The organism is Enterobacter sp. B79-1 (assembly GCF_057444735.1).
Map to the genome: position 1 here is coordinate 275,945 of NZ_JBYAZJ010000001.1, position 17,628 is coordinate 293,572.

At 49.6% G+C, this 17,628-nt stretch carries 20 protein-coding genes and 1 pseudogene; 9 read left to right on the forward strand and 12 right to left on the reverse strand.

Annotated elements, in window-relative coordinates:
* The first annotated feature begins 47 nt into the window (after positions 1-47).
* The 4 genes from cor (at position 48) to AC2T6E_RS01380 (ending at position 3,511) form a co-directional block, all read left to right on the forward strand.
* Positions 48-281 (forward strand): phage exclusion lipoprotein Cor, encoded by a 234-nt coding sequence (gene cor / locus AC2T6E_RS01365; protein ID WP_214597479.1) that lies wholly within the window; start codon positions 48-50, stop codon positions 279-281.
* A gap of 60 nt (positions 282-341) precedes the next feature.
* On the forward strand, positions 342-1,637 hold the full coding sequence (locus AC2T6E_RS01370; RefSeq protein WP_325842441.1) for a phage tail fiber protein: 1,296 nt from the start codon (positions 342-344) through the stop codon (positions 1,635-1,637).
* A gap of 183 nt (positions 1,638-1,820) precedes the next feature.
* Positions 1,821-2,240 carry a translesion error-prone DNA polymerase V autoproteolytic subunit gene (locus tag AC2T6E_RS01375; RefSeq protein ID WP_325842442.1) on the forward strand — a complete coding sequence of 140 codons (420 nt, stop codon included), beginning with the start codon at positions 1,821-1,823 and terminating at the stop codon, positions 2,238-2,240.
* 2 nt (positions 2,241-2,242) lie between these two features.
* On the forward strand, positions 2,243-3,511 hold the full coding sequence (locus AC2T6E_RS01380; protein WP_214597481.1) for a Y-family DNA polymerase: 1,269 nt from the start codon (positions 2,243-2,245) through the stop codon (positions 3,509-3,511).
* Positions 3,512-3,884: 373 nt separating this feature from the next.
* On the opposite strand, the gene AC2T6E_RS01385 is transcribed toward AC2T6E_RS01380, so the two are convergent.
* Positions 3,885-4,223: a hypothetical protein gene (locus AC2T6E_RS01385; RefSeq protein WP_125913632.1), complete on the reverse strand. Its 339-nt coding sequence runs from the start codon at positions 4,221-4,223 to the stop codon at positions 3,885-3,887.
* 172 nt (positions 4,224-4,395) lie between these two features.
* A complete protein-coding gene (locus tag AC2T6E_RS01390) occupies positions 4,396-4,623 on the reverse strand; it encodes a hypothetical protein (protein ID WP_025910815.1) in 228 nt (75 codons plus the stop codon).
* Positions 4,624-4,770: 147 nt separating this feature from the next.
* Here AC2T6E_RS01390 and AC2T6E_RS01395 point away from each other — a divergent pair, with 147 nt between their 5' ends.
* Positions 4,771-4,935, forward strand: a complete 165-nt coding sequence (locus AC2T6E_RS01395; RefSeq protein WP_213729873.1) for a YnfU family zinc-binding protein — start codon at positions 4,771-4,773, stop codon at positions 4,933-4,935.
* Between the two features lie 241 nt (positions 4,936-5,176).
* On the opposite strand, the gene AC2T6E_RS01400 is transcribed toward AC2T6E_RS01395, so the two are convergent.
* Complete coding sequence (locus tag AC2T6E_RS01400) at positions 5,177-5,395, reverse strand: cold shock domain-containing protein (protein ID WP_042719078.1); 219 nt, start codon at positions 5,393-5,395, stop codon at positions 5,177-5,179.
* A 287-nt stretch (positions 5,396-5,682) separates the two neighbouring features.
* On the opposite strand from AC2T6E_RS01400, the gene cspF reads away from it, so the two are divergent.
* Entirely contained in the window at positions 5,683-5,895 is a 213-nt protein-coding gene (gene cspF / locus AC2T6E_RS01405) for a cold shock-like protein CspF (protein ID WP_108417351.1), read from the forward strand.
* Positions 5,896-5,946: 51 nt separating this feature from the next.
* Here cspF and AC2T6E_RS01410 read toward each other — a convergent pair whose 3' ends face one another.
* From AC2T6E_RS01410 to AC2T6E_RS01420, 3 genes and pseudogenes are all read right to left on the reverse strand, one after another.
* A complete protein-coding gene (locus AC2T6E_RS01410) occupies positions 5,947-6,621 on the reverse strand; it encodes an SOS response-associated peptidase (RefSeq protein WP_316466227.1) in 675 nt (224 codons plus the stop codon).
* Positions 6,622-6,925: 304 nt separating this feature from the next.
* Positions 6,926-7,027 (reverse strand): annotated as a pseudogene (locus AC2T6E_RS01415) (site-specific integrase); the annotation flags it as partial.
* Between the two features lie 142 nt (positions 7,028-7,169).
* Positions 7,170-8,018, reverse strand: a complete 849-nt coding sequence (locus tag AC2T6E_RS01420) for a glycosyltransferase family 17 protein (RefSeq protein WP_174339633.1) — start codon at positions 8,016-8,018, stop codon at positions 7,170-7,172.
* A gap of 277 nt (positions 8,019-8,295) precedes the next feature.
* Between AC2T6E_RS01420 and AC2T6E_RS01425 the strand changes: the two genes are divergently transcribed.
* Complete coding sequence (locus AC2T6E_RS01425) at positions 8,296-8,631, forward strand: DUF1294 domain-containing protein (RefSeq protein WP_120158355.1); 336 nt, start codon at positions 8,296-8,298, stop codon at positions 8,629-8,631.
* 75 nt (positions 8,632-8,706) lie between these two features.
* On the forward strand, positions 8,707-8,904 hold the full coding sequence (locus AC2T6E_RS01430) for a hypothetical protein (RefSeq protein WP_010431559.1): 198 nt from the start codon (positions 8,707-8,709) through the stop codon (positions 8,902-8,904).
* Between the two features lie 39 nt (positions 8,905-8,943).
* Here the strand turns inward: AC2T6E_RS01430 and ompC are convergent, their stop codons facing one another.
* On the reverse strand, positions 8,944-10,053 hold the full coding sequence (ompC, locus tag AC2T6E_RS01435; protein WP_148400778.1) for a porin OmpC: 1,110 nt from the start codon (positions 10,051-10,053) through the stop codon (positions 8,944-8,946).
* A 389-nt stretch (positions 10,054-10,442) separates the two neighbouring features.
* Positions 10,443-13,967, reverse strand: coding sequence for a pyruvate:ferredoxin (flavodoxin) oxidoreductase (gene nifJ, locus AC2T6E_RS01440; protein ID WP_126816247.1), 3,525 nt, complete (start codon positions 13,965-13,967; stop codon positions 10,443-10,445).
* Positions 13,968-14,237: 270 nt separating this feature from the next.
* Between nifJ and AC2T6E_RS01445 the strand changes: the two genes are divergently transcribed.
* Positions 14,238-14,504 carry a putative hemolysin gene (locus tag AC2T6E_RS01445; RefSeq protein WP_174339628.1) on the forward strand — a complete coding sequence of 89 codons (267 nt, stop codon included), beginning with the start codon at positions 14,238-14,240 and terminating at the stop codon, positions 14,502-14,504.
* Here AC2T6E_RS01445 and hslJ read toward each other — a convergent pair whose 3' ends face one another.
* The 4 genes from hslJ to AC2T6E_RS01465 all read right to left on the reverse strand — a co-directional run bounded on the left by hslJ (position 14,505) and on the right by AC2T6E_RS01465 (position 17,608).
* A complete protein-coding gene (hslJ, locus tag AC2T6E_RS01450) occupies positions 14,505-14,942 on the reverse strand; it encodes a heat shock protein HslJ (protein WP_486690286.1) in 438 nt (145 codons plus the stop codon).
* 127 nt (positions 14,943-15,069) lie between these two features.
* Entirely contained in the window at positions 15,070-15,198 is a 129-nt protein-coding gene (locus tag AC2T6E_RS01455) for a DUF2474 domain-containing protein (protein ID WP_337255966.1), read from the reverse strand.
* Positions 15,198-16,208, reverse strand: coding sequence for a cytochrome d ubiquinol oxidase subunit II (gene cydB, locus AC2T6E_RS01460; RefSeq protein WP_337255967.1), 1,011 nt, complete (start codon positions 16,206-16,208; stop codon positions 15,198-15,200). The genes AC2T6E_RS01455 and cydB overlap by 1 nt, the downstream gene beginning before the upstream one ends.
* Positions 16,208-17,608 (reverse strand): cytochrome ubiquinol oxidase subunit I, encoded by a 1,401-nt coding sequence (locus AC2T6E_RS01465; RefSeq protein ID WP_337255968.1) that lies wholly within the window; start codon positions 17,606-17,608, stop codon positions 16,208-16,210. Before AC2T6E_RS01465 ends, cydB begins: the two co-directional genes overlap by 1 nt.
* Positions 17,609-17,628: the final 20 nt, after the last annotated feature.

The window sequence follows — 17,628 nt, forward strand, 5'->3', positions numbered from 1 at the left end:
CATATTGTTATTGTGTAACCTTGTGAATGCCCTGGGATATAACCACTATGAAAAACATGATTCTTTGCCTGGCGGTGGCGGTTTTGCTCTCCGGTTGCGCTGGCGTTATTCAGAAACAGCAACCTGTGTGTTCCGGAACAGCCCTTATCGGCGGGCAGGAAAGCAGCGTCCAGATTTACGGAGTACGTAAACAAAACAATCAGACTCAGTACCGCGCCGGTTATCCCTTTAACTGGACCTGGGTTAGTGCCAACACGTTCACCAGCACCACCTGCCAATAATTCATTCTGTTTCAAAAAAAACCTCGCTCCGGCGAGGTTTTTTTATTGCCTGGAGAAAATATGCTTTATAACACCGGCACCATCGCCATTAACGGAAACACTGCAACCGGGACCGGCACGAACTGGACGGCACCCGCCAGCCAGGTTCGCGCTGGCCAGACGATTATCGTCATGTCTAACCCGGTGCAGCTGTTCCAGATTTCATCCGTGAACAGCGCCACGTCAATGACGGTTACGCCAACTGCTTCCCCGGCGCTGAGCGGCCAGAAGTATGGAATCCTTGTGTCAGACAATATCTCAGTCGACGGCCTGGCACAGGCCATGTCGCAGCTCATCAAAGAGTATGACGAGAATATTGGCGCGTGGGAGGCGTTCGCCACCACCTCAGCAAACCAGAATATCACCGTAACCATCAACGGCACCCCTGTTACGATCCCCAGCATTGGCAAACTGGCGCAGAAAGGGAGTAACGGAGCCATCCCGATTGCACAGGGCGGGACAGGGGCAACGAACGAAGCAGACGCTCGCACAAACCTCGGTTTAGGAAGTAGCGCTACGAAGGATGCCACCACAGATGTCTATGACACTACGACAGGCCGTTTACTTAAGGTTGGCGATTTTAGTTTTGGCAATATGAATGGCACACGATTACTCAATAGTGTGTTCGACGTTAAATGTACGGGTTTTTATTCATTTTTGGGGGCAGGCTCAGCCTCCGCCGCTACTGGTATGCCCGCGGGCTCAGGAAATACTCGATTTATTGGACTAGCTAACAGTGTTTATGTTGATCAATTTTGGGTAACTCTAATATCCAGAGATGAGTTTTATGTTGGGCTGATTAATAATTCAACGCAATCTGCCTCATGGACAAAATATTACAATACGGCTAACACAACGAAAGCCAGCGATGGCACGCTTAAAGCTGCTTCGCCCGTTGTGAAATTGTTTTCCAACGGTAGGTATGAGAATAACGCTGAATCAGAGGGCTGTACTGTAACCCGCCTGGGCACAGGCGAATATTTAATAGAAGGATGTGAAGGGCTGAATTCAGACGCGGCGTGGGGCGGCATTGATGGCGGTTTTGATATCCCGACAGACCGCAATAAGCAGCCGCTGATCTGGCTGGATTACGAAGTCAATGCCGACGGCTCCGTGCTTGTGAAAACCTATCACCGCACGCATCCTGCCGCGCCTGAGTTCGCAAGGAACGAGCTACAGGGTATCAATGATGGCGACCCGGTCGATATACCCCGTGATCAGTTTGTGTCCGTGCGTGTCGAAATGCCTGCCGATTCTTTGTACAACCAAAAAATCAGAGCTGCAGAGATGGTCATGACTATCGGTGATGGTGAATAAAGGTCGGCTTAATCTGCTCACAAAGGGTTACGGCCATAAAATTTACAATACTCATAATTCGAAGCGACATAGAAACTTAGAAACGAAACGGCGAAGCTTTAATCAGCCATGACAGACCCTGTGTCTTGCGTGCATACCCAAATGAAACTACTGTATATAAAAACAGTATTTGAGGTGTGCATTATGGAGTTTATCAGGCCTGCAGAACTGCGAGAAATTATTGCTCTCCCGCTTTTCAGTGACTTAGTACAGTGTGGTTTCCCAAGCCCAGCGGCTGATTACGTTGAACAGCGTATCGATCTCAATGAGTTACTTGTCGCTCACCCGAGTTCGACATATTTCGTCAAAGCCGCGGGTGATTCTATGATCGAAGCCGGTATCAGCGACGGTGATCTGCTGGTCGTCGACAGCTCGCACACTGCTGAGCACGGAGATATTGTCATCGCGGCAGTCGAAGGGGAATTTACTGTTAAACGCCTGCAGCTGCGCCCGACAGTGCAACTCAATCCTATGAACAGCGCCTATAGTCCGATTGTTGTTGGTAGCGAAGACACGCTGGACGTTTTCGGCGTCGTGACTTTCATCGTTAAATCTGCGAGCTGAATATGTTTGCTCTCTGTGATGTGAACTCGTTCTACGCATCATGCGAGACTGTATTCAGGCCGGATCTGAGAGGGCGTCCTGTTGTCGTTCTCTCAAATAACGATGGCTGTGTAATCGCACGCAGCGCAGAAGCAAAAGCGGCAGGAATCACCATGGGGGAGCCATTTTTCAAGCAAAAGGAGCTTTTCCGGCGCGCTGGCGTAGTTTGCTTCAGCAGCAATTACGAGCTTTACGCTGATATGTCGAACCGGGTAATGACGACGCTGGAAGAAATGAGCCCCCGCGTCGAAATTTACAGTATCGATGAAGCTTTTTGTGACCTGACGGGCGTTAGGAACTGCCGGGATTTGACTGACTTTGGGAAAGAGATCCGCGCTACGGTTCTGAAGCGTACGCACCTTACTGTTGGCGTTGGCATTGCTCAGACGAAAACACTCGCTAAACTCGCTAACCACGCCGCAAAGAAATGGCAGCGACAGACGGGCGGGGTAGTTGACCTGTCAAATGTCGATCGGCAGCGTCGGCTGTTGGCTATCGTGCCTGTGGAGGATGTCTGGGGCGTCGGCAGGCGCATCAGCAAGAAGCTGAACGCCATGGGCATCAAAACTGCGCTGGACCTTTCCGAACAAAGCACGTGGATAATCAGGAAGCACTTTAACGTTGTACTCGAGCGGACAGTCCGGGAGCTGCGCGGCGAGCCTTGTCTTGATCTGGAAGAGTTCGCACCAGCTAAGCAGGAAATCGTCTGCAGTCGGTCATTCGGCGAACGCGTGACTGAGTATGAGCAGATGCGCCAGGCTATCTGCAGCTATGCCGCCCGTGGTGCTGAAAAACTGCGTGGTGAGCATCAGTACTGCCGCTTTATCTCTGCGTTCGTGAAAACCTCTCCCTTTGCGCTTAACGAGCCGTATTACGGTAACAGTGCATCTATGAAGCTTCTTACACCCACTCAGGATTCCCGCGACATTATCAACGCCGCGGTAAAGTGCCTGGACAAAATCTGGAAGGACGGGCACCGCTATCAAAAGGCAGGAATCATGCTGGGAGATTTTTTCAGCCAAGGGGTGGCGCAGCTGAACCTTTTCGATGAGAACGCGCCGCGCGCTGGTAGCGAAAGGTTGATGGAAGTGCTCGATCACCTGAACGCAAAAAACGGAAAAGGAACACTCTACTTTGCCGGACAGGGCATACAGCAGCAGTGGCAGATGAAACGGGATATGTTATCTCCACGATATACTACGAGGTATTCAGACCTAATAAAAGTTAGATGATTCTTTAATCGGTCCATTCATCCGAGCCTAATTACCGGCTATGAGTATTAACAATAATATGTCTACGACTATGCTTTTGTAATGTAAATAAGCCCCTGCAATTATACAGGGGCTCACGGATATGATGCCGGGTGCCTCCCGGTGAGTCATTGAACTAACCACTCGTGACTCGCTGCTTCAGAAATTCACGATGAGCCGCTTGATATACAAATCATCAGGTTAATTAGCCCTGCCGCTGAGGAGGATTCATCATTAAACCGAATGTAACAGCAATGCTTAGCAAATGATACAGTATTTACTGATGTGTATCATGATTTTTCGCAGTTTGCACGGTCAAAGTATTTTCAGATGGTGAAGGTTAAAACATCGATGTTCATTTTTTTAATTTAAGTCTTGAAACAAAGGTTAATGTTTTATCTTCTGGGCAAATCATTAGAAAAATTGCTGTGGGACATTCTTCTAAACGTATAATTCGATGAAGCATCTGGTAGAGTCTTTTTTTTAGTTTTTCTGCTCCATCTTTTTCAGACTCCCACTCTAAAACTGCCTGACCCTCTGAACCAACGAATGCATGGGGTGGAAGTTTAATGCCTCGGTTTGACTTACTTGAATAGTTTCGGTCATGCAAGAGATCCAAGATGAGAGGGTTGATATTATTATCTGAGGATTGGGCTTCAGCAACTATTAATACTGTGTAATGTAGGATTTTCATGGAAGCCTTATGGTTGCTTCAGCAATAGAGTGATATTGCCATGGTGTTGAATGTCCATATCTTAATTATAAATGTCTGTATGGGGGTAAAAAAAGCCTGCATTAAACAGGCTATAAAAATGAAACGTAGTTATAATAATTATTTCATGAATGTTGGTGTTGAATCCCTGGCGTCAAAGATACTTTTGCGCCGCATCTAATATTTCCTGAGAGGTAAGCTCTCGATCTGATGCCACATAAACCACTTCATGGTCACCTGTTAAAGAGGGAAAACCTGCTGACATTATCTGAAGGTTTATCACTTCTCCATTAGGATATTCTTCGCGTATTGATGTCACTCCTTTAAGCACAGTGATAACTTTACTTGGCTTACCATTAAAAAAAATGATTACTTTTTTCATATATCACCATGTATTTTTAGGGTTTCTAGCCCCTGCAGGTGGTCGAAAGGGTTCTGTTTGTTCATTTTTTTTCCTCTTTCGAAATTAAAACAAGCATTATACTTTCTTAACGTGTACTGTAACGGTCCATTTGAACTGGAGAAGTCTATGTCTGCACGTAAAAACACTCAATTCCGCCGAAATTATTTAGTAAAATGTCCTTGTCCAAACTGCTCAAAAGATTCCGAACATAGTTACAATCGTGTACAAAAGGGGGCTCAGTTGGTGTGCCCATACTGCTGTGCTTTGTTCAAATCTTCCCAGCGCTTCTAAATAAATTATTAAAAAAATAAGAAGTGATGCTTTTGGAGGCTGCCTAACCTCTTACGCACTTTAGTATTTTATAAGCAGTTAGCTTCTGCTTTGAGACTGTTCATGCAGCAGTCCTGCATTTCATCACATCGGTCAGCAAACTTGATGGTAAGTAAATATGCTGGCCTGTTGTAATGATGTGAGTAATCGAACATCACCTTTCACTGATAAAGTCATGTTGCCTTAAGTAAACTATCTAAAATTATCTATCGCAAAGTGTTACATTTGCAGCGATTGGACCTTTAGTTCCAGCTATGATAGCGAATTTGACTTTTTGTCCTTCAAATAGAGTATTAAATGTTTCTCCCAGCAGGGAAGAAGTGTGAACAAGAACATCTTTACTTCCATCGAGTGGGGAGATAAAGCCAAACCCCTTATCTTCGTTAAACCACTTAACAAGACCTATGATTTTAGATGACATACAAACTCCGTTTGAACATTTCAAACTGACAAGCAAGCTCATGATAAGAAACGTATGCTGGTATATGTATGGACTCAAGAGGAGGGATATCAGAGATAACACCTAGTTATGAGAACGGCTTTTGGAAAAGTTAGATTCATCATCGCAACGAATCAGCCAAACCATTAAGGCACGTGTTGAATGATTAAGCAAATTTTATTTTAGCCTTCTAGAGGTCCGTTGAAATAAGGTTAGCTATTATTAACTAATCCTGTATAGTCAAATCTGGATTACCATTAGGAAAATATTTGTCGCGTAAAATGACAGGAATTGTCAAAAGTTTTGACTTCAAGAGCGGAAAGGGATTGATTATCCCATCAGATGGCAGAAAAGATGTTTTTTTGCATGTTTCTGCATTAAGTAATAGTGAAAGCCAAACGTTAAAGCCAGGTGTTCGTGTTGAATTTTATCGTATAAATGGACTTAGTGGCCCGATGGCTGCAAATATATTTGTTTCTTAAAGTAAGATAATATTGAGCCAAATATAAAGTGCGCATCAAAAGTACGGCAGATTATATATCTGTTTGTTCTATCAATTTTCTCCCCTGATTTTTTACATTTCCAACATCACGGGCCACCGCATGCCAGATAAACATCTCAGCTGGCACAGTGCCGTCGGCTGCGATCTCTTCAGCTTCTTTCCCACCTATTTCTTGTTGCATCCATTCCCGAGCCGCTTCAGGTGACAGAACAAGCGGCCGCCGATCGTGAATATCGACCAGACCTTTATCAGCTGCAGACGTCACAATCAGAAAACCTTCTGCTTCATCGCCGCGCTCAAATGGCGTGCTTCCGATCGCCGCCATGAATATGGGCTGGCCATCGGAACGGTGAATAAAGTAGGGCTGTTTCTTGTCACCTTCCTTCTTCCATTCAAACCATCCGTCGGCAAAGCAGATCGCCCGGCCATGCTGCCATAACGGCTTGAACATCCGGCTCGTGGCCGCAGTTTCGATGCGCGCGTTTGTCAAAGGTGCTTTATCCCACCATCCTGGCGCGTAACCCCACAACACAGGATCGAGGTGCAATTGCTCGTCGCGTTCGCTCAGCAGCAACACCTTTGTGCCGGGTGCCACGTTGTAACGTCCGATTGGTTCAGGGTCGTACGCGATGTCGCGATCGGCTTCATCGGCCAGGTAAGCCAGATATTCTTCACGGGTTTGTGCTTGTGCAAAACGTCCACACATAGAAACCTCCAGTCAGTCAGACTGAAAGTATAGGGCAGAGAGAAAAAGAGGTACGTACTGAGAAAAGTTAGGGGCAAATTTAGGGGCAAAAATGCGGAATAGGGGCAAAAAAAGGGCACTGAAAATGTAGGTCTGGGTAGCTTTAGGGAGAAGTTATTATGCTATAACTAATTGAATAAGTAGAGAAAATAAATGATATCAATGAGTTGGGAAAATCAGCGTAGCTTATTCAGGTTGTATTGTTCTTTTTTGTTAATTTCTTGATTTTGTTGCATTTATTACTACCTTCGGAGCCAGCAGGGTCGAAAGACGGGTTAGCGCTGGCAGATAAAAGCCAGCGGGCAAAAGTATGCCGCGTATGTTACGGATTCCGGCGGCGAATACCAGCATGTTTTAGAGCGGTGTTGGATTGATAAAGAGTAGTAGGCTTCCCGGGATGGCTACAGAGAGAGGGAGACCGATTCCTGTGATTATGGGAAAAAAAAGAGTGCTTTATAGTAGGACAGAAACAGTAAAAGCACCCGGTATTATCTGGTCAAAACCGCTGATTAAATAATAAACTCTTTAAACTTCTCTTTATTATCGACTAAGTAAGCCGGAAACTCAGGGTTTTTAAGATCCTGCTTGACTAATTTTCTGTCTCGACCCCAGATGTCCTCAGCATTCGTAATCACTTTCATGATGTGTTCAGGATTATTGAATTCTGGCGTATCGTGTTCAGTATGAGAGATCGTAGACATCTTCTTTGAGATGCGTTCAGGCGACATAACCCATGAGAAGTGCCAACCCGCATTTTTTACAATCTTGTTTCTATATTTGAATGTCAGTCTTGACAAAAAGTCTTTATAAATTTTAGTGGACTTAACGTTTCTAAAGTCAAACGCGTTTCCGCCAAAACGGTCTCTAAGATTACGTAACGTTGTCGCGCGCGGAAGTGTGCACAGGCGCGGAGAGCCATCTTTATTAAAGACTTGCAGGTTAAATTGATAGTTGAAGAAATTCATGTGAAAGGTCGTACATAATTTCTTCGGGTTAATTTGCTTAATGGCTTCAGGGGTGAAGATCTCATCGACATCGGAGATGATAATAATATCGTCGTCCTTAGCATCACGAAGTCCGCGCATTGTTGCGTTTCTGGTCGCTGCTTCGTTAGCCCAGGCATCATATTCCCCTTCGACGCCATTTTTCAGCTTAGGAAGTGAATCGTAAACAACGTAAATGATTTTATCTTTAAATTCAGGGAATTTGTCGATATTAAAATTGAGAGGCTTCGGAATTCCAGTAAATGAGTGAGTTGATTCTACAATCACAAACTTATCAATGACTTCGTTTAACGTATTGAGGCGAAGTTCAAGCAGCATATCTTCATCGTAGTATAAAAAACAATCATAAATCATTTTGGAATTCCTTTATCTTTTCGCCAGGTTGGTGCATTTATCCAGCATTTTTCACGTTCTTCTTTGTGTAATGCTACCTTAGAGGACAACAAAACTAAACAGATGGAGATAACTCGTCTCTCAGGATATATGCATTTTACAAAAATAGTTAAGAAAATCAATTTGATGGTGGGGGTTGGAATGTTGGCAGAAATTGACATAGCATCAACCTGATACATTCACGTTATCGCGTATAATGCGGCATCTGAATACGCTCAACATTTCCGTGGTCACTGCTATGACGCTCAATCGTTTTTGTTATCTGCTTCTGTTTTCCGCTGCGACTGGCAGCTTTTTTACTTCGAATCCTCTTGTCATGTGGTTCGTGCTCATCAATGTGCTGACGATGGCGATATATGGCGCGGATAAAATGGCGGCGCGAAAGGGCATGCGCAGAGTCCCGGAAGCCACTTTGCTGGCGTTTGGGGTGACAGGCGGTTGGCCTGGCGCCATTCTGGGTCAACAACTGTTTCGCCATAAAACGCAAAAGCAGCCCTTTAAAACCTACTTTATGCTAAGTGTCATCCTGAGCATCGCAGCGATGGCGGCGGTTTATCACTTCTCTGCGTTATGAGCGGCGGTTGGCGTAACAAACACGCTTTTTACTGTATTTCTGCTACGCTTTTCTGTTGTACAAGGGAGCGCGATCATGAAGAACAAAGAAGAACAAACAGGATTGGTTGGGCTGGCGATTGGGGCCGCCGTAATTGGGCTGGTTTCAGCGCAGAAGCCGATAAACCGTGAAAGTATCGTTGACGAACTGGTCAGACTCGGCAGACAGAAGGGAGATGGCGTTGAAGACGAGGTGTTCGTCAAAGCCGCTGAGCTGGTCAGAAAAGGCTTATAGCGATGTTTTGAGCCCGCAGAAAGCTGCGGGCTCGTAGGATCAGAACTGGTAAACCAGGCCTAATGCAACAACATCGTCAGTGCTGATGCCGTTATTTTTGTAGAAGCTGTCGTCTTCGTCCAGCAGGTTGATTTTATAATCAACATAGGTGGACATGTTTTTGTTGAAATAGTAGGTGGCACCTACGTCAGCATATTTAACCAGGTCCTGATCGCCCTGACCGTTGCCCAGATCTTTACCTTTGGACTGCAGGTAAGAAATCGCCGGACGCAGACCAAAGTCGAACTGATATTGCGCGGTGACTTCAAAGTTCTGCGTTTTGTTAGCCACATTACCTTCGTTATCACCGTATGGTGTCATATTGCGGGTTTCGGAATACATTGCCGCCAGGTAGATATTGTTGGCATCGTATTTCAGGCCAGCAGTCCATGCATCTGCTTTATCGCCGCCTGCGGTTGTACGTGTCACCTGATCGTTGGTACGGTCAGAAGAGGCGTAAGCCGCGCCTGCACTGATGCCCATGCCGAAATCATAGGTGGTAGAAATACCGAAACCGTCGCCGTTCTCATGGCGCGTATCACGACCGTTGTTGGTCCCTTCCTGATTGTTATTGCCGGATTCGTTTTTGCCCTGGTATTGCAGCGCAAAGTTCAGACCCTGCACCAGGCCGTAAAAGTCGGTATTACGGTAGGTTGCCACGCCGTTTGCACGGCCGGTCATAAAGTTATCGGCGTAGGTGTATGAGTCGCCACCGAATTCTGGCAGCATATCTGTCCAGCCTTCCACGTCGTACAGCACACCGTAGTTACGGCCATAATCAAATGAACCGTAATCACCCACTTTCACACCCGCGAACGCCAGACGCGTCCAGGACTGGTTATCAGACCCTTCGGTGTTGTTAGCCTGAACGTTGTATTCCCACTGCGCGTAGCCGGTCATCAGGTTGTTGATTTGGGTTTCGCCTTTGAAGCCCAGACGCATATAGGTTTGATCGCCATCTTTTGACGCATCGTCAGAGAAGTAGTGGAGACCATCTACTTTTCCGTACAGATCTAATTTGTTGCCGTCTTTATTATAAATTTCTGCTGCATGTGCTGCGCCTGCCATTAACAGCGCAGGAATCATGAGGGCCAGTACTTTTCTTTGCATAGTGATATTCCTTTGCAATCATTTTTATTTAATTACCAGATGAACTTTCCACACAGGAAAGATGTCTCATGCTAAATCACTCCCAATGCGGAGTCGTAATTATATTTGTTACATTTTAAGTAAATGCTCAACTAAATAATACCGTTGAAATCTTGATAGATTTCATGAATGTATTAACCAGAAATATACAAAACTAAAATTATTAATTGCGCGGGAGAAAAGGTAAGATCGCCGTCGTTATATGCCTTTAAGATTTCTTCATCCATAATTGATGTGAATATTATTTAGTTAACTAAATAGTCTTCTCTGATTCTCTGGATTAGCCCGGTGTGAATACATCGGGCTTTTTTTATGACAAATAAATGCCCGGACGAGCCGGGCAGGTAGAGTTATTCGCTGGTCGATTTATCCGCTTTCCCGGCCATCTGTGCCAGGAAGTCATAGCGTTTTTGCAGATCCGCGGCGGCATCTTTCCAGAGCTGTTCTGCCACTTCAGGCTGTTGCGCGTTGAGGCGGCGGAAGCGCTGCTCCTGCATAAGCGTCTCGGCAAGAGCGTCAGATGGCGGACGTGAATCCAGCGCCAGCGGCAGTTTGCCTTCATCCGCACGGCGTGGGTCGAACCGGTACAGCGGCCAGAAGCCGGTTGCTGTGAGCTGACGCATCTGATCGTGGCTGAGAGCCAGATCGTAGCCGTGCTCCTCGCAAGGGCTGTAGGCAATGATCAGCGATGGGCCAGGGTAGGCTTCCGCTTCCTGAATCGCTTTCACGGTCTGATTAAGCTGCGCACCCAGTGAAATCTGCGCGACATAAACGTGGCCGTACATCATCATGCTGACGCCGAGATCTTTACGCGCTTTGCGTTTACCGTGCTCACCAAATTTGGTGACGGCGCCTAACGGTGTCGCTTTAGACGCCTGACCGCCCGTGTTGGAATAACACTGCGTATCCAGCACCAGAATATTAACGTTTTCGGTCAGACTCAGAACATGGTCAAGCCCGCCGAAGCCAATGTCGTAGGCCCAGCCGTCGCCGCCGATCAGCCAGATAGATTTCTCAACCAGCGCATCAGCATCCGTCAACAATTGTTCCGCACCCTCAACGCCCTGCAGCGCGTTGCGCAGTTCAGCCACCTGCTCGCGCCGCACGTCCGGCGTGGCTTCCGAGTGAAGTGCATGATTCAGTTCTGCAGGGATTTTATCGGCAAACTGCTCCAGCAAACGCATCACGCGCGCGCGGTGCTGGTCGACGGTCAGACGGAAGCCAAGACCAAACTCGGCGTTATCTTCAAACAGCGAGTTTGCCCATGCCGGGCCGCGACCGTTAGCGTCGGTAGTGTACGGTGTGGAAGGGAGGTTACCACCGTAAATAGACGAACAGCCGGTGGCATTAGCGATCAGCATTCTGTCGCCGTAAAGCTGCGTAAGCAGTTTGATATACGGTGTTTCTCCGCAGCCAGAGCAGGCACCCGAGTATTCGAACAGCGGAGTAATCAGCTGTGAGGTGCGAATATCAATACGTTCCAGCTTGCTGCGATCGATTTCCGGCAGGTTCAGGAAGAAGTCATAATTCACTTTCTCCTCTTCAACATGTTCCAGACGCGACATCATATTGATGGCTTTGATGTCCGGATTTTGACGATCTTTCGCCGGGCACACTTCGACGCACAGGTTACAGCCGGTACAGTCTTCAGGGGCGACCTGCAGAACGTATTTCTGTCCGCGCATGTCGCGGGATTTCACATCCAGCGAGTGCAGGCTGGCCGGTGCGGTTTCCATCTCTTCAGGTGAAACCACCTTGGCACGGATGGCCGAGTGCGGGCAGGCTGCCACGCAGTGGTTGCACTGCGTACACAGCTCTTCTTTCCAGATCGGGATCGCTTCGGCGATGTTGCGTTTTTCCCAACGGGTGGTGCCCATTGGCCAGGTGCCGTCCGGCGGCAGCGCCGAGACGGGCAGGGCGTCGCCCAGACCGGCCAGCATCGCCGCCGTTACGGTTTTCACGAAATCCGGCGCCGCGTCGGACACCACCGGAGGACGGTTCGGGCTGGCTCCGTTCACCTGCTGCAGCGGTACCTCAAACAGCGATTCGCGAGCCAGCGCCAGCGCCTGCCAGTTGCGCTCGACGAGCTCCTGGCCTTTACTGCTGTAGCTTTTGGCTATCGCACCCTGCAGCTCCATTAGCGCACTGTCGCCCGGCAGGATGTTGGTCAGATGGAAGAAGGCCATCTGCATCACGGTGTTGATACGTGCCGCCAGGCCACATTCGCGGGCAATTTTGGCGGCGTTAATCACAAAGAGGCGGGCTTTTTTCTGGTTCAGCACCGCCTGCACTTCCTGCGGCAGCCGCGCCCAGACTTCATCAACGCTGTACGGAGTGTTAATCAGGAAAATACCGCCAGGTTTCAGGCGCTCCGCCATCTGGTATTTGTCGATAAACTGCAGCTGGTGGCAGCCTACAAAATCTGCCTGAGAAATAAGGTAAGCCGAGCGAATAGGGTGTTCGCTGACGCGCAGGTGGGAAACGGTCAGCCCGCCTGCTTTTTTGGAGTCATAGACGAAATAGCCCTGGGCATACCACGGCGTCGAATTGCCGATGATTTTGATGTTGTTTTTGGTTGCTGAGACACTACCGTCGCTGCCCAGACCATAGAACAGCGCCTCGAGTTTGGCGGTCGAGGGCAGGGTGTTTTCCGGCAACGACAGGGACAGGTTAGTCACATCATCATAAATGCCGACCGTAAAGCGCGGTTTTGGCTTCGCTGCATTCAGCTCGTTAAAGATTGCCAGCACGCAGTCCGGGCCAAACTCTTTGGATGACAAGCCATAGCGCCCGCCAATAACGCGCGGCAGCATTTCGCGTTCGCCGCTATTAAACGCTTCCGCCAGGGCCGTCATCACGTCCAGATAGAGCGGTTCCGCGTGCGCACCCGGTTCTTTGGTACGGTCAAGAACGGCAACGGATCGCGCGCTTTCTGGAAGCGCTGAGAGCAAATGTTTAGCTGAGAACGGACGATAAAGCCGCACTTTCAGCACGCCGACCTTTTCGCCGCGCGTCAGCAGTTCATCCACCACTTCTTCACAGGTGCCGATGGCTGAGCCCATCAGTACAATTATGCGTTCCGCCTGCGGATGGCCATAATATTCGAACGGTTTGTACTCCCGTCCGGTGGCGGTGGCGAACGCATTCATCGCCTGTTCAACATGGTCGTAAACCGCGTCGTACCATGGATTGGTCGCTTCGCGAGACTGGAAATAGGTATCCGGGTTTGCAGAGGTTCCGCGAATCACAGGATGTTCCGGATTGAGGGCGCGAGCACGGTGCGCATCGATCTCAGCCTGTGGCAGAAGATTGAGGATCGTATCGTCAGCCAGCGGAACGATTTTGTTGATTTCGTGAGATGTGCGGAATCCATCAAAGAAATGAATGAACGGCACGCGGCTTTTCAGCGTCGCGATATGTGAAATCAGCGCGAAGTCCTGTGCCTCCTGGACACTGCTGGCGCACAGCATGGCGCAGCCCGTCTGACGGACCGCCATCACGTCTGAGTGATCGCCAAAGATGGAGAGGGCGTGAGTCGCGACCGTACGTGCGGCAACATGCAGCACAAATGGCGTCAACTGTCCGGCTAATTTGTATAACGTCGGGATCATCAGCAGCAATCCCTGAGAGGAGGTAAACGACGTGGACAAGGCGCCTGTCTGAAGCGCACCGTGCACCGCGGCAATCGCGCCCGCTTCGGACTGCATTTCAACCACGCGTGGGACATCCCCCCAGACGTTTTTTACTCCGTTTCCGGCCCAGGCATCCGCCTGTTCAGCCATCGTGGAACTTGGCGTAATCGGGTAGATGGCGATAACTTCGCTGGTACGGAACGCAACTGACGCGACTGCACCATTACCGTCAATAGTTTGCATAAGACGACACCCTTACATTGCGCAAAAAGAGGGGCCTGTATAACGGCAACAAGCCCTGATAATTATTCTTTTATTTTAGCAAAGCTCAGGTTTTGCGATTTTCGCTTTTGTGTCCTCGATATTCCCGGCATCAATGAGTAGATCAAACTTTTGCCGGAAAAATTGCGAGAAATTGTTTCCGGAGCGCATAAATACGCACATCCACTCTCGACGATGCGGCGCCGCGTGCCTATTATGCATAGGTTTGTCATTATTCATGGGGGAGAGAACATGCGTTCAGCGTTTTGGGTAGGGTGTGCCGCGTTATTGTTGTCGGCATGTAGTAGTGAACCTGTTCAGCAGGCAACGGCGGCGCACGTTACGCCAGGTATGAGGGCTGCGATGTCAAGTTCCGGCCAGGCCAACTGCGCGATGATTGGGGGTTCGTTATCGGTTGCTCGCCAGCTCGATGGGTCTGCGATTGGTATGTGCGCGTTGCCAAATGGCAAGCGCTGCAGTGAACAGTCGCTTGCCGCGGGATCTTGCGGTAACTACTGATTACTCAACGCGTTTAAACATCAGCGTTTTTTCGGCTGTCGCCAGCGTTAACTGGTCTTCAGTCAGGTCGACCTGTGCGCCCTTGCGCAGCATGTCGCCGATGGCCTGATCCAGTTCGTTAAGCTGTGGGTCAGTGCACAGTTTCCGGTTCATCGCCAGCGTTTTGACGGTGAGCGCGCCTTCGGACAATTTCCCCTGTCCGTTATAGCTGTTACACATCACGCCTGAGACATTGATGTTTTTAATCAGGCTGATATCTGACAGCGCGCTAAAGCTTATTTCAGGCTGCGTTGCCGTTTTGGTGATGGCTTTACCATCGACGTTTTCCAGCACAAAACGGTGGTTTTGAAGCTGCTCCGGCTGAACGGACGCTTTACCCGGGTTAACGCAGCCCGCCAGGGCCAGGCTCAGAAAAGTTACTGCAACGAGCTTTTTCATTTTTCTTCTCTAAATATCAATGCTGTGAATCTATTCCAAGTGTAACCATACGCCCGCGCGAGTTAATGGGGTTTATCTGAAAGTGCGAGAAGAGACCGGGCAACAGCGCGGTGCCCGGCACAAGGTGTTAGTGAGATTTAAATCCCGCCGCCGTCATCAGCATTCGGAAGAACATACTTACGGCGGCCAGCGCCAGGACGCTAGCGCCCCAGATGATGGCCAGCCACATCAGACGTTTCCAGACAGGTTGTTGCATCAGTGATAACCCTCCCCATGCTGAACTTTTCCGCGAAATACGTAGTAGCTCCAGAAGGTGTAGACCAGAATGATGGGAATGATCAATAGTGCGCCCACTAACATAAAGCCCTGACTCTGCGGTGGTGCAGCGGCCTGCCATAAGGTAATAGACGGCGGGATGATGTGCGGCCAGATGCTGATCCCAAGACCGCTAAATCCGAGGAAAATCAACCCCAGCGTCAGCACAAACGGCAGATTATGGCTATCAGGATCCTTCAGGCTTCGCCACTGCCACAGGCTCAGGATCGCCACCAGCACCGGGACGGGCAGCAGATAAAACAGATTCGGCAGCGTAAACCAGCGCGCGGCGATAGCCGGTTGCGCCAAAGGCGTCCAGATACTGATTGCCGCAATGAATAGCAGAAGGACGATTAACAGCGTTTTTGAAACCTCACGCATCCGCTGTTGCAGGGTATTTTCGCTTTTCATCACCAGCCATGTTGAGCCTAACAGGGCATAGGCGATGACCAGACCTGCGCCACAGAACAGGTTAAAGGCAGTGAACCAGTCAAAAGGTCCGCCGCTGTACGCGCGTCCGGTAACGGAGAAACCGTTAATCACCGCGCCGACCGTCACGCCCTGGGTGAACGTCGCCAGTATCGAGCCGCCAATAAAGGCTTTATCCCAGAACGGACGGTGTGCCGGTGTGGCTTTGAAGCGAAACTCAAACGCCACGCCCCGGAAAATAAGTCCGATCAGCATTAATGTCAGCGGAATGGTCAGCGCGTCGATGATGACCGCGTAAGCCAACGGGAAGGCACCAAACAAGGCCGCACCGCCAAGCACCAGCCAGGTTTCGTTCCCGTCCCACACCGGCGCAACACTGTTGACCATCACATCGCGATCGTCGCCGTTTTGCGTCGCGGGAAACAGGATGCCAATTCCCAGATCAAATCCATCCATCACGATGTACATTAACGTGGCGAATACGATGATCACAAACCAGATAAGGGAGAGATCGATTCCCATTATGGTTTCTCCTTACGTTCAGTGATAACGGCAGATAGGGGGCGAGCAGGGCGACCATCAGCTTCAGTGGCAAACGACTCATGAGGCTGAGGGCCTTTTTTGATCAGGCGTACCATATAGCTATAACCCACGCCAAACACCGAGGTATAAACCACGAAGAAGGCCAGCAGGCTGACGCTCATATGCAGATCTCCGTGCGCGGAAACCGCATCTTTCGTGCGCTGCAGTCCATAGACCACCCACGGCTGGCGGCCCACTTCCGTGGTAACCCATCCGGCAAGGATGGCAATCAATCCGGATGGCCCCATAAGCAGGGCAAACCACAGGAAGGGACGAGAGGTATACAGCCGTTTTTTGTAGCGCAGCCAGACCGCCGCAACCCCCAGCAGCAACATCAACATGCCCAGGCCTGCCATGATGCGGAACGACCAGAAGACGATGGTGGCGTTTGGCCGGTCTTCTTTCGGAAACTCCATGAGCGCGGGAACCTGTTTTTCCAGACTGTGGGTCAGGATCAGGCTGCCCAGCGCCGGGATCGCCAGTCCAAAGCGGGTGCGCTCCTGCTCCATGTCCGGCCAGCCGAACAGCAGCAGCGGCGTCGGTTCACCCGGCGGGTTTTCCCAGTGGCCTTCAATGGCGGCAATTTTGGCGGGCTGGTACTTTAAGGTGTTCAGCCCGTGCATATCACCCACCATCGCCTGTATGGGGGCCACAATCAGGGTCATCCATAATCCCATGGAGAACATGGCGCGAATGGCAGGCGTCCTGTTACCGCGCAGCAGGTGCCAGGCGGCAGATGCACCAACAAACAGCGCGCTACTGAGGAAGGCGGCTATCGACATATGCAGCAGGCGGTACGGGAAAGAGGGGTTAAATACCACGGCAAACCAGTCTACCGGTACGACCTGACCGTTGACGATCTCATAGCCTTGCGGGGTCTGCATCCAGCTGTTGGAGGAGAGGATCCAGAAGGTCGATATAATCGTCCCCAGCGCCACCATACAGGTTGCAAAGAAGTGCAGACCCGGACCGACTTTGTTCCAGCCAAACAGCATCACGCCAAGGAAACCGGCCTCAAGGAAGAAAGCGGTGAGCACTTCATAGGTCAGCAGCGGGCCGGTAATACTGCCCGCAAACTGTGAAAATCCACTCCAGTTAGTGCCAAACTGGTAGGCCATGACCAGCCCGGAGACCACACCCATACCAAAGTTAACGGCGAAGATCTTCGACCAGAAATGGTACAGCGAGCGCCAGACGGGATTTTTTGTTTTGAGCCACAGCCCTTCGAGTACAGCAAGATAGCTTGCCAGGCCGATGGTGATGGCCGGGAAAATAATGTGAAAGGATACAGTAAAGGCAAACTGTATCCGCGCAAGGTGAAAAGCATCCAAACCAAACATGCAAAACTCCGCGATGTAAT